The sequence below is a fragment of the Falsiruegeria mediterranea M17 genome (assembly GCF_900302455.1).
GTDB classification, from domain to species: Bacteria; Pseudomonadota; Alphaproteobacteria; order Rhodobacterales; family Rhodobacteraceae; genus Falsiruegeria; species Falsiruegeria mediterranea.
Genome location: NZ_ONZG01000003.1, coordinates 133,271 through 148,688, shown reverse-complemented (window position 1 = coordinate 148,688; position 15,418 = coordinate 133,271). Strand labels below are relative to the sequence as shown.

Here is a 15,418-nt window from a genome sequence, read left to right as displayed (position 1 = left end):
CTACGCAACATTGCAACACCATTTAGGAGTTTTTTGTAATTTTATGACCCTGCAGACGCAGCATCAGTTTCTGCGGTTGCAGCATCTCCTGCACCATCAGGCTGCAACAAGTGATCAACAGAGGCCGCATAATAGCGCAGCAGATCTGGCCTCTCTGGACCAACCGCAAAGGCATCCCCCTGCTCGACCAATATCCGGCGATCCGTAAGCTGTGTCAGCCCCTCGTCAATCAACGCCACGACGTCGGACGGATCCCACTTCGGGTTTCGCTCGACCAAAGCCTGCTCAAGGTTGGCACGTGACATCGGGCCATTTCTGTTGATCTGCCAAGACACAAAGGGAATGGGCAGAACCGGCACAGCCCGTCCGATGCGGGACATCAGTTCACGCGCAAGCGGGATTGTCAGCTCTTCGTCGGTGCTGCGTTGAAAGCCACGCAGCGACAGAGGCTCGCCATAACGCACAGCTGCATAGCCAAATCGCTTGTATCGTCCGGTGATCCGACGCCAGATCTGTTTCAACACCCAGCCCATGATGACACCAATCCGGGCGCGAAATCGCCGCTCGGCCCGGTTTGCCGCGGCTGTCAGGATCGTATCTTCGAGCACGCGGTCATAGTTCAGCGCCACCGGGACAAAAACAACATCCCGTTTCTCGGGGTCGCTGCCATCTATGATGTATTTCAACAATCCCAGTTTCGGGCGCCCAAGCGTGCCGTTCAGGCTGAGCCCGCCTTCGGGGAACATGGCCTGGGTCACGCCAGCCTCGGTCGAGTGACGCACATAGCAAGCCAAGACCTGACGATATAGATCGCTGCCCGATTTGCGACGAATGAAATAAGCTCCCATGGCCCTGATCAGCCGACTAAGCGGCCAGACCCGTGCCCATTCTCCAACCGCATAGGACAATGCAGACCGCTGCGCCGCCAGATAGGTGATCAGCACATAGTCCATGTTGCTGCGATGGTTCATCACAAAGACCACCGTCGCATTCGGGTCGATCGCCTTCACGGCTGCTTCGTTCTGATAGTCCAGTCTTACATTATAGAACGCATTGCTAAGGAACCGCGCCAGGCGAATTGCAAAGCTGAAATAGGTAAAAGCCGAAAACGAGGGGACGATCTCGCGTGCGTAGCCACGTGCCTTTTCGAAAGCCACCGCCTCGGGGATCCCCTCGGCTTCCGCATGGTCGCGCACCGCGCGCCCAACTTGCGGGTCATAGATCAAGCTCTGGATCATATCGTGACGCCGGGCAAGCTTGAACGGCTGAATCGGGCGCTCCAACCTTCTATTCAAACGCGCCACTGCGCGTTCCAACCGCCTGCGAAAGAACCACCGCACGGAAGGAAACAGAAAATGCGACGCAAAAGTAACCGCAGCGAACAGCACGATCAGGACAAAAAGCCAAAGCGGGAGTTCTACGGTCTGCGTCATGTGGGCAACCTGCCATTAATTGCGGCACGTCACAATCCATTCGCTTTGCAACGCCTCGCCGCAACGCAGCGAATTGACATGTGCTGAAAATTACGATTTAGAACTCATCAACGTAATATTATTGCCCACCCGACTCGCGAGGCCCACCATGACGCAGACGCAGAAAGATCGCCCCTGGCTCATCCGCACCTATGCCGGTCACTCCACCGCCAAAGCTTCGAATGCGCTGTATCGCAGCAATCTGGCCAAAGGTCAGACCGGTTTGTCCGTGGCCTTTGATCTGCCAACCCAGACCGGGTATGACAGCGACCACGTTTTGGCCCGTGGCGAGGTTGGCAAGGTCGGTGTGCCAGTGTCGCACCTGGGCGACATGCGCACGCTGTTTGACCAGATCCCGCTGGAACAGATGAACACCTCGATGACGATCAACGCGACCGCGCCTTGGTTGTTGTCTCTCTATATTGCCGTGGCCGAGGAACAGGGCGCGGATGTGTCCAAGCTCCAGGGCACCGTTCAAAACGACCTGATCAAAGAGTATCTGTCGCGCGGCACGTATGTCTGCCCGCCGAAACCCTCGCTCAAGATGATCGCGGATGTGGCAGAGTACTGCTACACCAACGTACCCAAATGGAACCCGATGAACGTGTGTTCCTATCACCTACAAGAAGCCGGAGCGACGCCCGAACAAGAGCTGGCCTTTGCGCTGGCCACGGCGATTGCAGTTCTGGACGAGCTGCGCCCGCGTGTTCCGGCCGAAGATTTCCCGGCCCTCTGCGGCCGTATCTCGTTCTTTGTAAACGCGGGCATCCGGTTCGTGACCGAGATGTGCAAGATGCGCGCCTTTGTGGATCTGTGGGATGAGATTCTGGTCAACCGCTATGGCGTGACCGACCCGAAATCACGTCGTTTCCGCTACGGGGTACAGGTAAACTCGCTTGGCCTGACCGAGCAGCAGCCGGAAAACAACGTCTACCGCATCCTGATCGAGATGCTGGCCGTCACCCTGTCGAAAAAGGCGCGGGCCCGTGCAGTTCAGCTGCCCGCCTGGAACGAGGCGCTTGGCTTGCCTCGTCCATGGGATCAACAGTGGTCGATGCGCATGCAGCAGATCCTGGCCTATGAAACCGACTTGCTGGAGTTTGATGACCTGTTCGACGGCAACCCAGCGGTCGACGCCAAGGTCGAAGAGTTGAAAGAGGGCGCACGGGCCGAACTGGCCAACCTCGATTCGATGGGTGGCGCTGTGGCCTCGATCGAATACATGAAATCGCGTCTGGTGGATTCCAACGCCGAGCGTCTGAACCGGATCGAGCGCAACGAGACAGTAGTCGTGGGCGTCAACAAATGGACCCAAGGCGAGCCATCGCCCCTGCAGACCGAAGACGGCGGCATCATGGTTGTCGACCCGGCTGTCGAACAAGAGCAGATCGGGCGTCTGGAAGAATGGCGCAGCGGGCGGGATGATGCTGCCGTAGCTAGTGCTCTGGCCGCCTTGCGCGAGGCCGCGAAATCCGGCGCCAACGTCATGGAGCCATCGATTGCTGCCGCCAAAGCCGGTGTCACCACCGGCGAATGGGCCGAAGAGATGCGCAAGGCCTATGGAACCTACCGTGGCCCGACCGGCGTGTCCGGGTCTGTGTCGAACAAGACCGAGGGCCTTGAAGACATTCGCTCGCGCGTGGATGCCGTCAGCGATCAACTGGGGCGTCGCCTGAAATTCCTGGTCGGCAAGCCGGGCCTCGACGGTCATTCGAACGGGGCCGAACAAATCGCCTTCCGCGCGCGTGATTGTGGCATGGACATTTCGTACGAAGGCATCCGCCTGACACCCGAAGAGATTGTCACCTCCGCAATTGATGACGAAGCGCACGTGATTGGCTTGTCGATCCTGTCCGGCAGCCATTTGCCGCTTGTCGAGGATGTTCTGGTTCGGATGAAGGCCGCAGGCTTGCAGAATGTCCCGCTGATCGTCGGCGGCATTATTCCAGATGAAGATGCGGAAAGATTGAAATCAATGGGGGTATCGAAAGTCTATACACCCAAGGATTTTGAACTCAACACAATCATGTCCGATATCGTAACCTTGGCCGACCCTACAGAAATTGCTGCGGAATAAAAAGCAGCGTTTTACGATATTGGCGCTGAAATGCGTCTCGATACTCTTTAAGGTAGCGCTTTGAGCGCTACCTTTTTGGCGTTCGTAGAAACCAGGAGTTAGGATTAATGGGAATCGACCTAAATTCAATGTCGCGAAAAGATCTGCTCGCGTTGCAGACAAATGTGGCAACTGCGCTCAAAGACGCGGAAGAAAGAGAGCGCCGTGAGGCACTTGCCGCAGCTGAAAAAGCCGTTGCCGAATTCGGATTCTCCTTGTCTGAATTGTCGCCAGACGCGAAAAAAGGCGGAAAAACCGGCAAAGCCGCCGCAAAGTACCGCAATCCGGCCAATCCAGAGCAAACATGGTCTGGCCGTGGCCGCAAGCCGCACTGGATCCACGAGGCATTGACTTCGGGTGCCGATATTTCGGACTTGGAAATCTGAAAATAGGCTTTCAATAATGACAATTCATATTGGTGCCAAATCCGGTGAAATTGCTGAAACGGTCCTTTTGCCGGGTGATCCTTATCGGGCGAAATGGGCGGCGGAAACATTTTTGTCGGATGTGAAACTGGTCAACGAAGTTCGCGGGATGTTGGGGTATACCGGAACTTGGAACGGCCAGCGGGTCACTATTCAGGGCAGCGGCATGGGCATGCCGTCCCTGTCGATCTATGTCAACGAGTTGATCAGGGATTATGGCGCCAAGACCCTGATCCGCATCGGATCCTGCGGTGGAATGCAGGAGAAGGTTGCGGTCAGGGATGTCATTCTGGCGATGACGGCCACAACGCTCAGCACGCCCTCACGCGGGATCTTCAAAGAGATGAACTTTGCACCTTGTGCGGATTGGTCCCTGCTGCGGGCTGCGGCCGATGCGGCACAGGCCAAGGGAACTGCAACGCATGTCGGGGGGATCTATTCCTCGGATGTCTTCTATGACGAACGTCCTGATCTCAATGAACAGATGGTGCGTCACGGCATCTTGGGCGTGGAGATGGAAGCGGCGGAACTTTACAATCTCGCGGCGCGCCACGGCTGTCGGGCACTGGCGGTTCTGACTGTATCGGATCATCTGCTGACAGGTGAAGCCTTGCCCAGTGATCAACGCGAACGCAGCTTTGGCGAAATGGTCGAAATTGCGCTTGAAGCGGCCTTTGCCGAAGTGCGTTAACCGTTCGCGATTTGACAAATCCCACGGTGCGACATGTGTGCAAAGACTACTGTGCGCACCACATGCAAAAGCCGATGCATTCGCCACTCAATAGGAAACGGGCGAGGGGTTAACCCCTCGCCCTTTTTTTGATTTCCTTGGCAGCTGGAGGCTACCTACTAAGGCATCTCAAACATCTACGTCCGCTTAGACCACCTGTCGCGCCAAGATCGAGACAAGACACCGACTGCGCCACGGCAAGACACAAGCGGTCCCGCAGAAAGCTGGCATTTGGTAAACTTGACACCGCAGCTCCGCGAGACTCGATCACCTGCGCCCGTGAGTACGATCGTATTGGTTGATTTTTGGGCTGCTCCATCCCGCCAACGTTCCTTGGGCTGGAGAAAAGACCTCGACCAGCAGCGGGTGGCAGGACGCCGCATCCGAAGAATGCTCGGACGAGCAATCACCACCGGGGCAGGCACTGAGATTGCCCAGCAGATCGATCTCGGCAAAGAACTCCAGGAAATCGCCGGGCCGCACGGGCGAGGCCTTCATGAAGTATTGCCCAGTGTCGCGGGTGAAGCCCGTGCACATAAAGACGTTGAGCACATCGTGCACCAACGGCTCCGCCTCGTCCAAGTTAACGCCCACGTGATCCGCAAGCGAGCGTGTCAGATTCGAGTGGCAGCAGTGGTGATACTGTGTGTCGGCCAGCAGGTTGCCCGTGTATGGATCGCAGCGGGTGCCGATCACGTCGTGAACCGAGCCACCGAAGTCATCAATCCCGTACCAGCCGAGCGTATCCGCGATGATCGTGGCCATCGGGCGCATGTGGGGAAAGTTGCTCCACATCCGCTCCCCAGTGGTGATGTGGGTGCCGTGCAGGGCGCGGGTCTTACCGGAATAGAACCGCTCGGTCACATCGTTGAGATTGTGCAGGTTCAGATCCCCTACCTGCGCCCCCTCGACCGAGGAGATACGAAAAAAATGTCCGGCCGGTACGGTGAAGCACCGCGCATCGCGAGCAGGCACCAGGACCTCATCCGTCTTGACCGCCGTGGCCCGCGCCGCGCGGTAAAGGTCCAGCGGTGGTTCAGGCAATGTCTCGTTCGGGTAACAGATGACAGGGGGTATGGCGCGGCGGGCGTCGGCGTCAGCTGGGGCGTTTGTCATGATGGCGTCTCCTCTTGCGCACAGATGGGCACGAGAGGCCAGGCAGATGCAAGATGTCAACGCGGCTGTTTTGCACCGCAATGTCGAGGTTGATCGTTGCCATCTGACACTGAAGCGCAGGCCGCACAGCGCCAGAGGCCCTCGGACCGGCTCTGCCTCCAACGGCAATTGCGGGTCAGCTTTGTGGTCTTGGCGCGCCACAGGAAGTAGGCGAGCACAAAGATGGCAAACAGGAGCAAGAGCACGGGCATAGCTCTTGCCTAGCCCATTCCGCACGGGGCTTGAACAGCCATACTGCTTGCTAAACGACATTTCCGTAGTCGTCGCTGATGGCGTTCTGCAGTGCCGCGCCGAGCCGAAGGCGAGGCGCCCGGCCCAACGGGAGGAGGTGTCCCGCAAGGGGCATCGACGACGGGCGGGAGTGCCTCCGTCGCCGATACCTTAGTCATCAGGCCGCATTGGCGTATTCGAACAATTCCGGTTCCCTTTGTTCCGGCAGCCGCTTGGGCTCGGGCACATAGTAAGTCCAAGCCTGATCAAGCAGCTTCAGTGCCTCTTGCGCTGGAATTTTGCCAGTTGTGGTTAGGGTTAACGTGTTCATGGGCATTGTCCGATCATGTTGGAGCTGCCCCTCCCTGCCGCTGAACATAGCACTGCGTCTCGCGATCTCATCAGCCAAAGTCGCAATCTGGCCATGCAGAAAACGCAAGCGCTCAGCCGATGATCATATCTCCGGCCAGTCCGAGGGCAAATCCGCAGACAGCTCCCAGGGCTGGCGACCAATCACCGGACACATGCGCTTCGGGCGCGATGTCCTGAAACAGCAGGTACAGAATGCCACCCGCGGCAAAGATCATGATGGCGCCCAGTGTCTCGGGGTCGGTCGACAGAAACTGGAATCCAAAGCCAGCGCACAATGGACCAAGGGCGGCGAGGCCAATGAAGCTCAACAGGATTTGCCACCCAGGTGCCTGCCCGCGGGACCAGATCTCGCGAAAGGCGGAAAACCCTTCGGGCAGGTTCTGCAGAAAGATCATCGCAGCCAGCAATTTCGCTGTGGCCGCCTCTGTCGTCAGAAGCGCGCCAAGGGCCATCGCCTCGGGCAGAAAATCCAGCAACATCGCCAAGAGCAGCGCACCACTGCCACCGGCACGGGCCAATATCTTGTCGACGACGTAGAAACTGACCCCGCCTGCCACTAACAATGGGATCGCTAGAGTGACTGGCAGCGCTTCGGCACCCCGAGGGACCAGCACCAATGCCACTGCCGACAAGAGCGCACCGCCGCCAAAGGCCGTCACTGTATGCACGATCCGCGACTGGATGCGCGTGTCGCGCACATGCTCATACCGGGCCAACAGCCCGCCCAGGGGCATGGCCAGACCGGCAAATGCGGCCAGAAGCAAGGCGTACGTGAGATCGCTCATCTGAAATCAGCCCTCGAAATGAAGCAGCAGGCCTTCAAGGTACACGAAGTATCTGCCGGAACGGAACTTTTTCGCGATGTCAGGCCGAGAGAGAGGTGTGCTCATCGGTCAGCACCCCGGCGCAGGCGCTCTGAGTGATCTAAAGATAAAGTAGGTCATCCGAGAACTGGATCACTTCGATGTTAACCAGCGTATCAGTTCCCCCTCTGCCCGATGACAGGTTCTCAACTAAGACTTGGCTCCCCTTCCGGCTAACATGATAGTCATCGCGCGCACCGTCAAAGATCGCATAGTCCCACCCCAAGCCACCGTCTAGATAATCGTCAGAAGCCCCGCCGATCAGTCGATCAACACCTGCACCTCCGTACAAGGTGTCTTCTCCATAAAGCCCACGCAAAAGGTTGTTGCCACCATCCCCGACGAGATCGTCATCATAGCTGCTGCCAGTTACCCGCTCGATGCTCACGTAGCTGTCTCGCGCTGCATCCCCGCGCTTACCGCGACCCTGTGAAAGGTCGACAGACACAGCCGATGAAGGGTCCGAATAGCTGATCATGTCCAGACCGGAACCACCATCATAGCGGTCACGCCCAGCGGTGCCCAAGAACCAATCGTAATCACCCAACCCGCGAAGATCGTTGTCGCCCGCATCCCCTTTCAACACGTCCGAATAGGACGATCCCGTGACGCGCTCCACGTTCTGATACCGATCACCACTCGCCAGACCCGCGCTACCGCGCCCTGTGGTCAAATCAACATTCACGCCCCTGGTCGAGGACACGTAGCTGACCATGTCGCGTCCAGATCCGCCATCATAGAAATCAAGGCCACCTGAACCGATAAACCAGTCATAGTCACCAGCACCACGCAGGCGATTATCGCCATCATCTCCCGCAATGTAATCTGCGAAAGAAGATCCCGTTACACCCTCGACGTTCAGAATTTGGTTGGTGTCCGCCCCCGAAGTCGCACGACCCTGGGCCAAATCCACTCGGACGGCCTGCTGTTGATCAATGAAGCTGACCATGTCAAAGCCCGCTCCGCCGTCAATTGTATCTGACCCGGCCCCCGGGGTAATCCAATCATTCCCGTCGAGAGCCAGGATACGGCTCAACGCGGAGCCGTCTGTTATCACATCATCGCCATCCGTAGCATTCAAGTCGGGCAACGAGACCCTGACATGCAACGCTGAATTCGACAGCGGATTGTCGCGATCAACCGATTGCCAAATGACGCTTATTCCACCATCTGGAAGCGCAACAAGAGACGGTTTGACGTCATAATCAGCTGTGCTCTCAGACAGCTGAACTTCCCCGGATACGGCCTCGATGTTCGAATTGTACTCTCTGGCGACCACGGTCGGATTGTCACTGACATTCACCCAAGCAACCACAAATCCCCCATCATTCAGTGCGATGACCTGGGGTTGGGTTTGATCTCCTTGCGTTGTCTGGTTGACGATGAACTCATTCCCAATGGGCACCCCTTGAGCAGATACATGGCGGGCAACAATTGTTTCACCGCTGCCGTCCTGTTCATCTGATTTCCAGACCACAATCAAACTGCCATCAGACAGCTGAGCTACAACAGGATCGATCTGGCTCCGGTATGAATATTGATTAAGTCGAATTTCACCGGAGAGAGGGGTCCCATCGTCATCGAGAATGCGCAGCATTACGGCATAAAAGCTTCCGTCTACTGAATGAGACCGCCAGACTGCTGCGAAACCTCCGTCTTCCAGAGGGGCAATTTCTGGAAATGACTGAAACCTATGTTCTGTCTGATTGAGTTGGAGCAATTCGCCCCGAGGCGTGCCGTCGTGGTCAAAACTGCGCGAATGAGCTGAAAATAAACTGCCATCGTATCCCAATCCGGTGGCCGCCACAGCAAAGCCACCATCAACGAGTGCGATAACCTCAGGTGCAACGATCGTCGTTTCCGAACTTGAAGGGATCAGAACCTGTCCGTCGTCGACAAGACGTCCGAACTGATCATACTTTACGCCCCGAACATCAGCACCGCCGGCGCTTTTCACATGTGTATAAACGACAAGGAAGTTCCCATCGGACAAAACCGCGACGTCAGGGCGATTGGGTGTGCTGGAACTGGATGCAACCTGAACGACCTCGCCCGCGGGGCTTCCGTCTTCATTCAAAAGGCGGAAAAATATTTCCGGAGATGAATCTTGCCATACCAGAACCTGACGACCATCGTTGAAAGCTGCAACTCTTGCATCTTCCCGTACAACATTATCAGATTTTGCAATGGAAACGGAACTCAATCTACTTAGGGTCGGCATCTATATAACTTATACTACTCAAGGGTGTGCCGACCCTAATAAATTCAAACAGCGCGGTCGACCATCATTTTCTTGATTTCCGCAATTGCCTTTGCCGGGTTCAAACCCTTGGGGCAAGTTTTTGCGCAGTTCATGATGGTATGGCAGCGATAGAGCTTGAAGGGATCTTCAAGCTCGTCCAGACGCTCTCCCGTTGCTTCGTCACGGCTGTCGATGATCCAGCGATAAGCGTGCAGCAGGGCCGCCGGGCCCAAGTAGCGATCGCCGTTCCACCAATAGGAGGGGCAAGATGTCGAGCAGCTGGCGCACATGACGCATTCATAGAGACCGTCGAGCTTTTTGCGGTCGTCGATCGACTGCTTCCACTCTTTCGCCGGGCGGTTGGTCTTGGTTTCCAACCACGGCATGATCGAGGCATGCTGCGCATAGAAATGTGTCAGATCGGGGATCAGGTCCTTGACCACTGGCATGTGCGGCAGCGGATAGATTTTCACGTCGCCCTTGATCTCGTCCATGCCATAGATACAGGCCAGCGTGTTGATGCCGTCGATGTTCATCGCACAGGACCCGCAGATGCCTTCGCGGCACGAGCGCCGGAAGGTCAGCGTCGGGTCAATCTCGTTCTTGATCTTGATCAGCGCGTCCAGAACCATGGGGCCGCATTGATCCATGTCCAAGAAGTAGGTGTCCACGCGCGGGTTCTGACCATCATCGGGGTTCCAGCGGTAGATCTGAAACTTGCGGATGTTGGTGGCGCCTTCGGGCTTGGGCCAAGTCTTGCCCGTGGTGATGCGCGAATTCTTGGGGAGGGTCAGTTGTACCATTTCTCTCTCCTTAGAATGTCCGCGCCTTGGGCGCGATTTTCTTGAGGCTGATGCCGCCTTCGGCTTCGGTCGACAGCGGATCGGTGATCACCGGGCGATAGCTGAGATCACATTTAGTGCCGGTCTCGTCGATGCGGCTGACGGTGTGCACGCGCCAGTTTTCATCGTCACGCTCGGTGTGATCCTCGTGCGCGTGGGCGCCACGGCTTTCCTTGCGGGCCTCGGCGCTGACGATGGTGGCAAGTGCTGATGGCATCAGGTTGGTCAACTCCAACGTTTCCATCAGGTCCGAATTCCAGACCAGCGACTGGTCGGTCACCTGAACGTCGCCCATCTTGCCGGCGATTTCGGTCATCGCCTCAACGCCCTCGGCCATGGTCTTGGCGGTGCGGAACACGGCCGCGTCGCGTTGCATTGTTTTCTGCATCTCCAGACGCAGGTCTGCCGTCGGGATCGCGCCTTTGGTGTAGCGCAGGCTGTCGAAGCGTTCGAAGACCTTTTCGACCTTGTCAGCCGAAGCCTGAGGCACAGCGGTGTTGGGGTTGACCACTTCGCCGGCTTTGATGGCCGAGGCGCGGCCAAAAACCACAAGGTCAATGAGCGAGTTCGAACCCAGGCGGTTGGCACCATGAACCGAGGCACAGCCCGCTTCACCCACGGCCATAAGACCGGGCACAATCGCGGTCGGATCCTCTGCTGTGGGGTTCAGAACCTCCCCCCAATAGTTGGTCGGGATGCCACCCATGTTGTAGTGAACCGTCGGCAGAACCGGGATCGGCTCCTTGGTCACGTCGACACCTGCAAAGATCTTGGCGCTTTCCGAAATACCCGGCAGGCGTTCGGCCAGAGCTTCGGCCGGCAGGTGGCTGAGGTTCAGGTGGATGTGATCCCCTTCGCCGCCCACACCGCGACCTTCGCGGATTTCCATGGTCATCGAACGGCTGACATAGTCACGCGGTGCGAGGTCTTTGTATTGGGGCGCATAACGCTCCATGAACCGCTCACCTTCGGAGTTTGTCAGGTAACCGCCCTCGCCGCGTGCGCCTTCGGTGATCAGGCAGCCCGAGCCGTAGATTCCGGTGGGGTGAAACTGAACGAACTCCAGATCCTGCATCGGCAGGCCCGCGCGCATCACCATGCCGCCGCCGTCGCCGGTGCAAGTGTGGGCCGAGGTGGCCGAGAAATAGGCTCGGCCATAGCCGCCGGTGGCCAGAACGACCATCTTGGCGTTGAAGACATGCATCGTGCCGTCATCCAGCTTCCAGCAGACGACGCCCTGACATTGGCCGTCATCGCTCATCAGCAGGTCGATGGCGAAATATTCGATGTAGAACTCGGCGTTGTTTTTCAGCGATTGACCGTAAAGCGTGTGCAGAATCGCGTGGCCGGTGCGATCGGCGGCAGCACAAGTTCGCTGTACGGCAGGGCCTTCGCCAAACTCGGTGGTGTGGCCCCCGAAAGGACGCTGATAGATCTTGCCCTCTTCGGTGCGCGAAAACGGCACGCCGTAGTGTTCCAGCTCATAGACCGCCTTGGGGGCTTCGCGCGCAAGGTATTCCATCGCGTCGGTGTCGCCCAGCCAATCCGAGCCCTTGACGGTGTCGTACATGTGCCACTGCCAGTGGTCGGGCCCCATGTTCGAAAGCGAGGCGGCGATACCGCCCTGTGCCGCAACCGTGTGCGAGCGGGTCGGGAACACCTTGGTTACGCATGCGGTGCGCAGGCCCTGTTCGGCCATGCCCAAAGTTGCACGCAGACCTGCACCACCTGCGCCTACGACCACAACGTCGTAATCGTGGGTTTCATATTCATATGCTGCTGTCATTGTTCTTGTTCCTTACCGCGCGTCTCAGAGGGCCAGCTTTACGAGAGCAAAGAGCCCCGCAACGATGAGCGTGTAGGCAAACGCCTTGGTCGCAACCAGGGTCAACTTTTCTTTGACGCCGTGGATGTAATCCTCGATCGCCTCGTTGGCCTCGCACATCAGCTGGATCAAGCCGACGATCAGCGAAAGGGCGATGATAATGGCCGGGATCGGCTGGCTGTAGTAGGCAAGCGCCTCTTCATAGGTGCCGCCCAGGCCTAGGCCGAAAGTGATCAGGAAGAGCGGCGTGATCACGACCATGATCATCGAACGCACCATCATCTGCCAATGTCCTTGGGTGCCCGAGCCACCGGCCCCCAAACCAACTGCACGTTTGCGGTCTGTCAGGTAACGCATGCCATGTCCTCCTTATACGACCAGGATGGTGATCACGGTCAGAACCGTGGCACCAATGAACATGGCGCGGCCCATGTTTTCGGATGTGTTGACGTCCAGACAGTAACCGAAGTCCCAGATCACGTGACGCAGGCGGCCCAGGGTGTGGTACCATAGCGCCCAGATCGCGCCGGTCAGGACCAACTTGCCGAACCAGCTGCGCAGCAGCCCGTCGATGACCGCAAAAGCGCTTTCGGATGTGGCAAGAGCCAGCAGCCACCACACCACCAAGGGGGCGAGCACCAGAAGAGCAAGGCCGGACATCCGCACCATGATTGATGATATGGAAGTCATCTGTGGGCGGTAGATCATAATATGTGGCGAGAGCGGGCGGTTGCCCCGATTGACATCGGCCATGGTGGCTCCTTTCCGGTTGGCTGCGCTTGGTTTTACCGTTTTTTGCCGGTCTGTCACGTAGAAGGGTCGTAAAAAGGCGCGGTTTTTTGGCGCGGCAGGGCAGAAACTCGAAAATGTGATCACAGCAAACTAGAGCGTGATCACAAAAGTGCGGAAGTTACGTGAATGTTAACGATATCGTTGGCATAGTGTTGTGATCACGAATCCCAAAATGCGACCCGAAACTGTGGAATGGCCTAATATTCTGGCCTGTGGTGACCAGCGCGGTCCCGCTTGGCACACCAGTCTTGCAACAGACGCCACTTGCCGAGCGAAGCGAGGCCCGGCCCAACGGGAGGAGATGTCCCGTCAGGGACGTCAACGAAGGGCGGGAGCGCCCCCTGCCCCATCCTGACATTAATCCAACACAGCTGTTTGTTGTGTCACCTCGCGCAACAGCTTCTTTCGGATCCGCTCGGGGTAGTCCAGAAATCCTGCGGCCGAAACAACAAAGGCGCCCTCGCCCACGATCACGTTCTCGAAAAAATACGCCGTCAGATCCGGTTCGCTTTCCTCGATTGCGATTGCGTTCACCGTGATTCCGGCCGCGCGCAGCTCGGGGTGAACGGTGGAAGGTTCCAGACCCTCGTTGGAAAACCCATCCCCCGAGAGGTCGATCAGGTGGCGTTTGCAGTCGGACACCTGGTCAAAAGTGTTCATGGTCGCCTGCAAAGCCTCGCCAATCGCAGTCGAGAAGTTACGCCAGACACGAATGTCCTGTTCGACCGACACGGCAAACGCATCAATGGCGTCGAAACTGTCGATGCGGCTCCAGGGGATGGTCACCTGCTGACGCGAGGCGCCGGTCCATTGCACCAACATCAAGCGGCTGTCGCCGCGCACCAATGCCTCGGAAATGATCGGATCGCGCAGGGCGTGGGCTAAACCCTGCATCTGAATGGCGTATTCGCGACTATCAACCGAACCGGACACATCCACGGCCAGCGCCAAGGCCAAATCGCAGGCCTGAGCCGGCAAGGTCATGGCCGAAAAGGCCAAAGCAGAGATCCCTGTTCGCCACATGAGACCACCTTACGAGAGGCAGCCGCAAAGTCACGTCACGAACACATCATTTTTTGTCAGGACGGTAGGTCAGTATTTCGTTGCGATAGGCGTCGTCCTGAATGCGAAAGAAGGTATGGCCAATTTCGTCGAACCCCTGGTGGGAATAGAAGGCGCGCGCTTGCACGTTCTCGGCATTCACCATCAGCCAGGGATTGGGCGCGCCCAAGCTGGCACAGATCCCGAGCCCGCGTCGCAAAAGGGTCCGACCAATCCCTTGCCCGTGATGGCGAGGTTGAAGATAGAGCGTGGTGATTTCCACGTCCGAGCAACCCGACACCTCGGCGGGTTTGTCCTCGCTTATGCGAATGAACCCGTTGATGCCCTGCCCACGTTCCGAAACCACGATGTGTTCTTTTGGGTCCGCGATGAGCGCGCCAAAGGTGTCGGGCGTAAGATGTTCGAATACGTAGTCGGCAAAGAACCCCGACACCCCATCGCGCAGATATGTGCCGACCCAGACCTCAACAGCAATGGCCGCGAGGCTGGACGCGTCCTCGGCCCGCGCCGGTCGCAAGGTCATTCCGGCGCCCAAGCGGTCAGGTTGTCGGCAAACTCAGTGCACATGGTGATCTCTCGGGCCTGGGGGTCGTAGTAGGCATTGGGTTCGCCACAGGGCAGGATCGAGACCGTCAGATTACCGGGCAGTTTGAAATCCTGGTTGAGCGCCTCGACCTCGGCCTCGATCACCTGTGCGGTGAAATCGCCGCCGTCCGTTTCAATTTCGATCTGGCCGAGGCGAATGGTCCGTGCAGGATGATCTGTTAGGATCTCGTCCAAAGCCGCGCCCCAGCTGTGGTTCGCCTGATCGTATTCGTCGGGGCAATACTCGGCGCGATCGACGGGTAGTCCCAGCTCGTCAGCCACGTCTGAACGCTCATCAGGGTTGGCGCCGTAGAAGATGCAAACAAGGTTGTAATACCGTTGCAGGTCGGGGCCGTGTACGTCCCAATAGGCGGGCAATTCGTTCTCAGCCTCGCGCTGTTCCACCTCTCCCAAAAAACCAAAGGCAGTGCCATAGGCAAGATCGACGGCGCTGTCCTCTTCATAAAGCGCATCGATGAGAAAGACCGAAAGCACATCAGCGGCGTCCTCTTCCTGGCCGAAGATGGGCAGCTCGAGCATGTCGATCAGGGCATGTCCCAGCTCATGATAGAAAATACCTAACAGGTTGGCCTCAACATAGGCTTGCGTGGCCTCGTCCGCATCGAATGAGAACTCGGCGGTGGCAGGTGCCGCCAAGCTGGCCATCAAGGCAGTGGCCAGGATAGGGAATTTGAAGCGTGTCATA

Annotated in this window: 15 protein-coding genes; 3 read left to right on the top strand and 12 right to left on the bottom strand. The window is 57.7% G+C overall.

What is annotated here, in order from left to right; genetic code table 11:
* Window positions 1-41 precede the first annotated feature (41 nt).
* Entirely contained in the window at window positions 42-1,433 is a 1,392-nt protein-coding gene (locus TRM7615_RS06805; RefSeq protein WP_108786153.1) for a 1-acyl-sn-glycerol-3-phosphate acyltransferase, read from the bottom strand.
* Between the two features lie 148 nt (window positions 1,434-1,581).
* Between TRM7615_RS06805 and TRM7615_RS06800 the strand changes: the two genes are divergently transcribed.
* The 3 genes from TRM7615_RS06800 to deoD all read left to right on the top strand — a co-directional run bounded on the left by TRM7615_RS06800 (window position 1,582) and on the right by deoD (window position 4,704).
* A complete protein-coding gene (locus TRM7615_RS06800; RefSeq protein WP_235824037.1) occupies window positions 1,582-3,549 on the top strand; it encodes an ethylmalonyl-CoA mutase in 1,968 nt (655 codons plus the stop codon).
* Window positions 3,550-3,656: 107 nt separating this feature from the next.
* The gene (locus TRM7615_RS06795; RefSeq protein WP_108786152.1) at window positions 3,657-3,974 is read left to right on the top strand and encodes an H-NS histone family protein; all 318 of its coding nucleotides are present in this window, start codon (window positions 3,657-3,659) and stop codon (window positions 3,972-3,974) included.
* Between the two features lie 16 nt (window positions 3,975-3,990).
* Window positions 3,991-4,704 carry a purine-nucleoside phosphorylase gene (deoD, locus tag TRM7615_RS06790; RefSeq protein WP_108786151.1) on the top strand — a complete coding sequence of 238 codons (714 nt, stop codon included), beginning with the start codon at window positions 3,991-3,993 and terminating at the stop codon, window positions 4,702-4,704.
* Window positions 4,705-5,010: 306 nt separating this feature from the next.
* Here deoD and TRM7615_RS06785 read toward each other — a convergent pair whose 3' ends face one another.
* From TRM7615_RS06785 to TRM7615_RS06730, 11 genes are all read right to left on the bottom strand, one after another.
* The gene (locus tag TRM7615_RS06785; RefSeq protein ID WP_108786150.1) at window positions 5,011-5,859 is read right to left on the bottom strand and encodes an urea carboxylase-associated family protein; all 849 of its coding nucleotides are present in this window, start codon (window positions 5,857-5,859) and stop codon (window positions 5,011-5,013) included.
* A 448-nt stretch (window positions 5,860-6,307) separates the two neighbouring features.
* Window positions 6,308-6,460, bottom strand: coding sequence for a hypothetical protein (locus tag TRM7615_RS25515; protein WP_165821384.1), 153 nt, complete (start codon window positions 6,458-6,460; stop codon window positions 6,308-6,310).
* 112 nt (window positions 6,461-6,572) lie between these two features.
* Complete coding sequence (locus TRM7615_RS06770; RefSeq protein WP_108786147.1) at window positions 6,573-7,286, bottom strand: ZIP family metal transporter; 714 nt, start codon at window positions 7,284-7,286, stop codon at window positions 6,573-6,575.
* Between the two features lie 139 nt (window positions 7,287-7,425).
* Window positions 7,426-8,841 (bottom strand): calcium-binding protein, encoded by a 1,416-nt coding sequence (locus TRM7615_RS06765; RefSeq protein WP_165821383.1) that lies wholly within the window; start codon window positions 8,839-8,841, stop codon window positions 7,426-7,428.
* A gap of 788 nt (window positions 8,842-9,629) precedes the next feature.
* Window positions 9,630-10,409 (bottom strand): succinate dehydrogenase iron-sulfur subunit, encoded by a 780-nt coding sequence (locus TRM7615_RS06760; protein WP_085797420.1) that lies wholly within the window; start codon window positions 10,407-10,409, stop codon window positions 9,630-9,632.
* A gap of 10 nt (window positions 10,410-10,419) precedes the next feature.
* Window positions 10,420-12,234, bottom strand: a complete 1,815-nt coding sequence (gene sdhA / locus TRM7615_RS06755; protein WP_108786145.1) for a succinate dehydrogenase flavoprotein subunit — start codon at window positions 12,232-12,234, stop codon at window positions 10,420-10,422.
* A 24-nt stretch (window positions 12,235-12,258) separates the two neighbouring features.
* The gene (locus TRM7615_RS06750; protein WP_108786144.1) at window positions 12,259-12,630 is read right to left on the bottom strand and encodes a succinate dehydrogenase, hydrophobic membrane anchor protein; all 372 of its coding nucleotides are present in this window, start codon (window positions 12,628-12,630) and stop codon (window positions 12,259-12,261) included.
* Between the two features lie 12 nt (window positions 12,631-12,642).
* A complete protein-coding gene (sdhC, locus tag TRM7615_RS06745; RefSeq protein WP_085797417.1) occupies window positions 12,643-13,026 on the bottom strand; it encodes a succinate dehydrogenase, cytochrome b556 subunit in 384 nt (127 codons plus the stop codon).
* Window positions 13,027-13,422: 396 nt separating this feature from the next.
* Window positions 13,423-14,088: a DUF1194 domain-containing protein gene (locus TRM7615_RS06740; protein ID WP_108786143.1), complete on the bottom strand. Its 666-nt coding sequence runs from the start codon at window positions 14,086-14,088 to the stop codon at window positions 13,423-13,425.
* A gap of 46 nt (window positions 14,089-14,134) precedes the next feature.
* On the bottom strand, window positions 14,135-14,650 hold the full coding sequence (locus TRM7615_RS06735; protein ID WP_108786142.1) for a GNAT family N-acetyltransferase: 516 nt from the start codon (window positions 14,648-14,650) through the stop codon (window positions 14,135-14,137).
* The gene (locus TRM7615_RS06730) at window positions 14,647-15,417 is read right to left on the bottom strand and encodes a DUF4344 domain-containing metallopeptidase (protein ID WP_108786141.1); all 771 of its coding nucleotides are present in this window, start codon (window positions 15,415-15,417) and stop codon (window positions 14,647-14,649) included. Before TRM7615_RS06730 ends, TRM7615_RS06735 begins: the two co-directional genes overlap by 4 nt.
* Window position 15,418: the final 1 nt, after the last annotated feature.

What these genes read in the sequence shown, in the direction of transcription:
- TRM7615_RS06740 (WP_108786143.1), bottom strand. Translation starts at nt 14,088, where the DNA reads ATGTGGCGAACAGGGATCTCTGCTTTGGCCTTTTCGGCCATGACCTTG.
- TRM7615_RS06800 (WP_235824037.1), top strand. Translation starts at nt 1,582, where the DNA reads ATGACGCAGACGCAGAAAGATCGCCCCTGGCTCATCCGCACCTATGCC.
- TRM7615_RS06730 (WP_108786141.1), bottom strand. Translation starts at nt 15,417, where the DNA reads ATGACACGCTTCAAATTCCCTATCCTGGCCACTGCCTTGATGGCCAGC.
- sdhC (WP_085797417.1), bottom strand. Translation starts at nt 13,026, where the DNA reads ATGGCCGATGTCAATCGGGGCAACCGCCCGCTCTCGCCACATATTATG.
- TRM7615_RS06750 (WP_108786144.1), bottom strand. Translation starts at nt 12,630, where the DNA reads ATGCGTTACCTGACAGACCGCAAACGTGCAGTTGGTTTGGGGGCCGGT.
- sdhA (WP_108786145.1), bottom strand. Translation starts at nt 12,234, where the DNA reads ATGACAGCAGCATATGAATATGAAACCCACGATTACGACGTTGTGGTC.
- TRM7615_RS06770 (WP_108786147.1), bottom strand. Translation starts at nt 7,286, where the DNA reads ATGAGCGATCTCACGTACGCCTTGCTTCTGGCCGCATTTGCCGGTCTG.
- TRM7615_RS06805 (WP_108786153.1), bottom strand. Translation starts at nt 1,433, where the DNA reads ATGACGCAGACCGTAGAACTCCCGCTTTGGCTTTTTGTCCTGATCGTG.
- TRM7615_RS25515 (WP_165821384.1), bottom strand. Translation starts at nt 6,460, where the DNA reads ATGAACACGTTAACCCTAACCACAACTGGCAAAATTCCAGCGCAAGAG.
- TRM7615_RS06785 (WP_108786150.1), bottom strand. Translation starts at nt 5,859, where the DNA reads ATGACAAACGCCCCAGCTGACGCCGACGCCCGCCGCGCCATACCCCCT.
- TRM7615_RS06760 (WP_085797420.1), bottom strand. Translation starts at nt 10,409, where the DNA reads ATGGTACAACTGACCCTCCCCAAGAATTCGCGCATCACCACGGGCAAG.
- deoD (WP_108786151.1), top strand. Translation starts at nt 3,991, where the DNA reads ATGACAATTCATATTGGTGCCAAATCCGGTGAAATTGCTGAAACGGTC.
- TRM7615_RS06795 (WP_108786152.1), top strand. Translation starts at nt 3,657, where the DNA reads ATGGGAATCGACCTAAATTCAATGTCGCGAAAAGATCTGCTCGCGTTG.
- TRM7615_RS06735 (WP_108786142.1), bottom strand. Translation starts at nt 14,650, where the DNA reads ATGACCTTGCGACCGGCGCGGGCCGAGGACGCGTCCAGCCTCGCGGCC.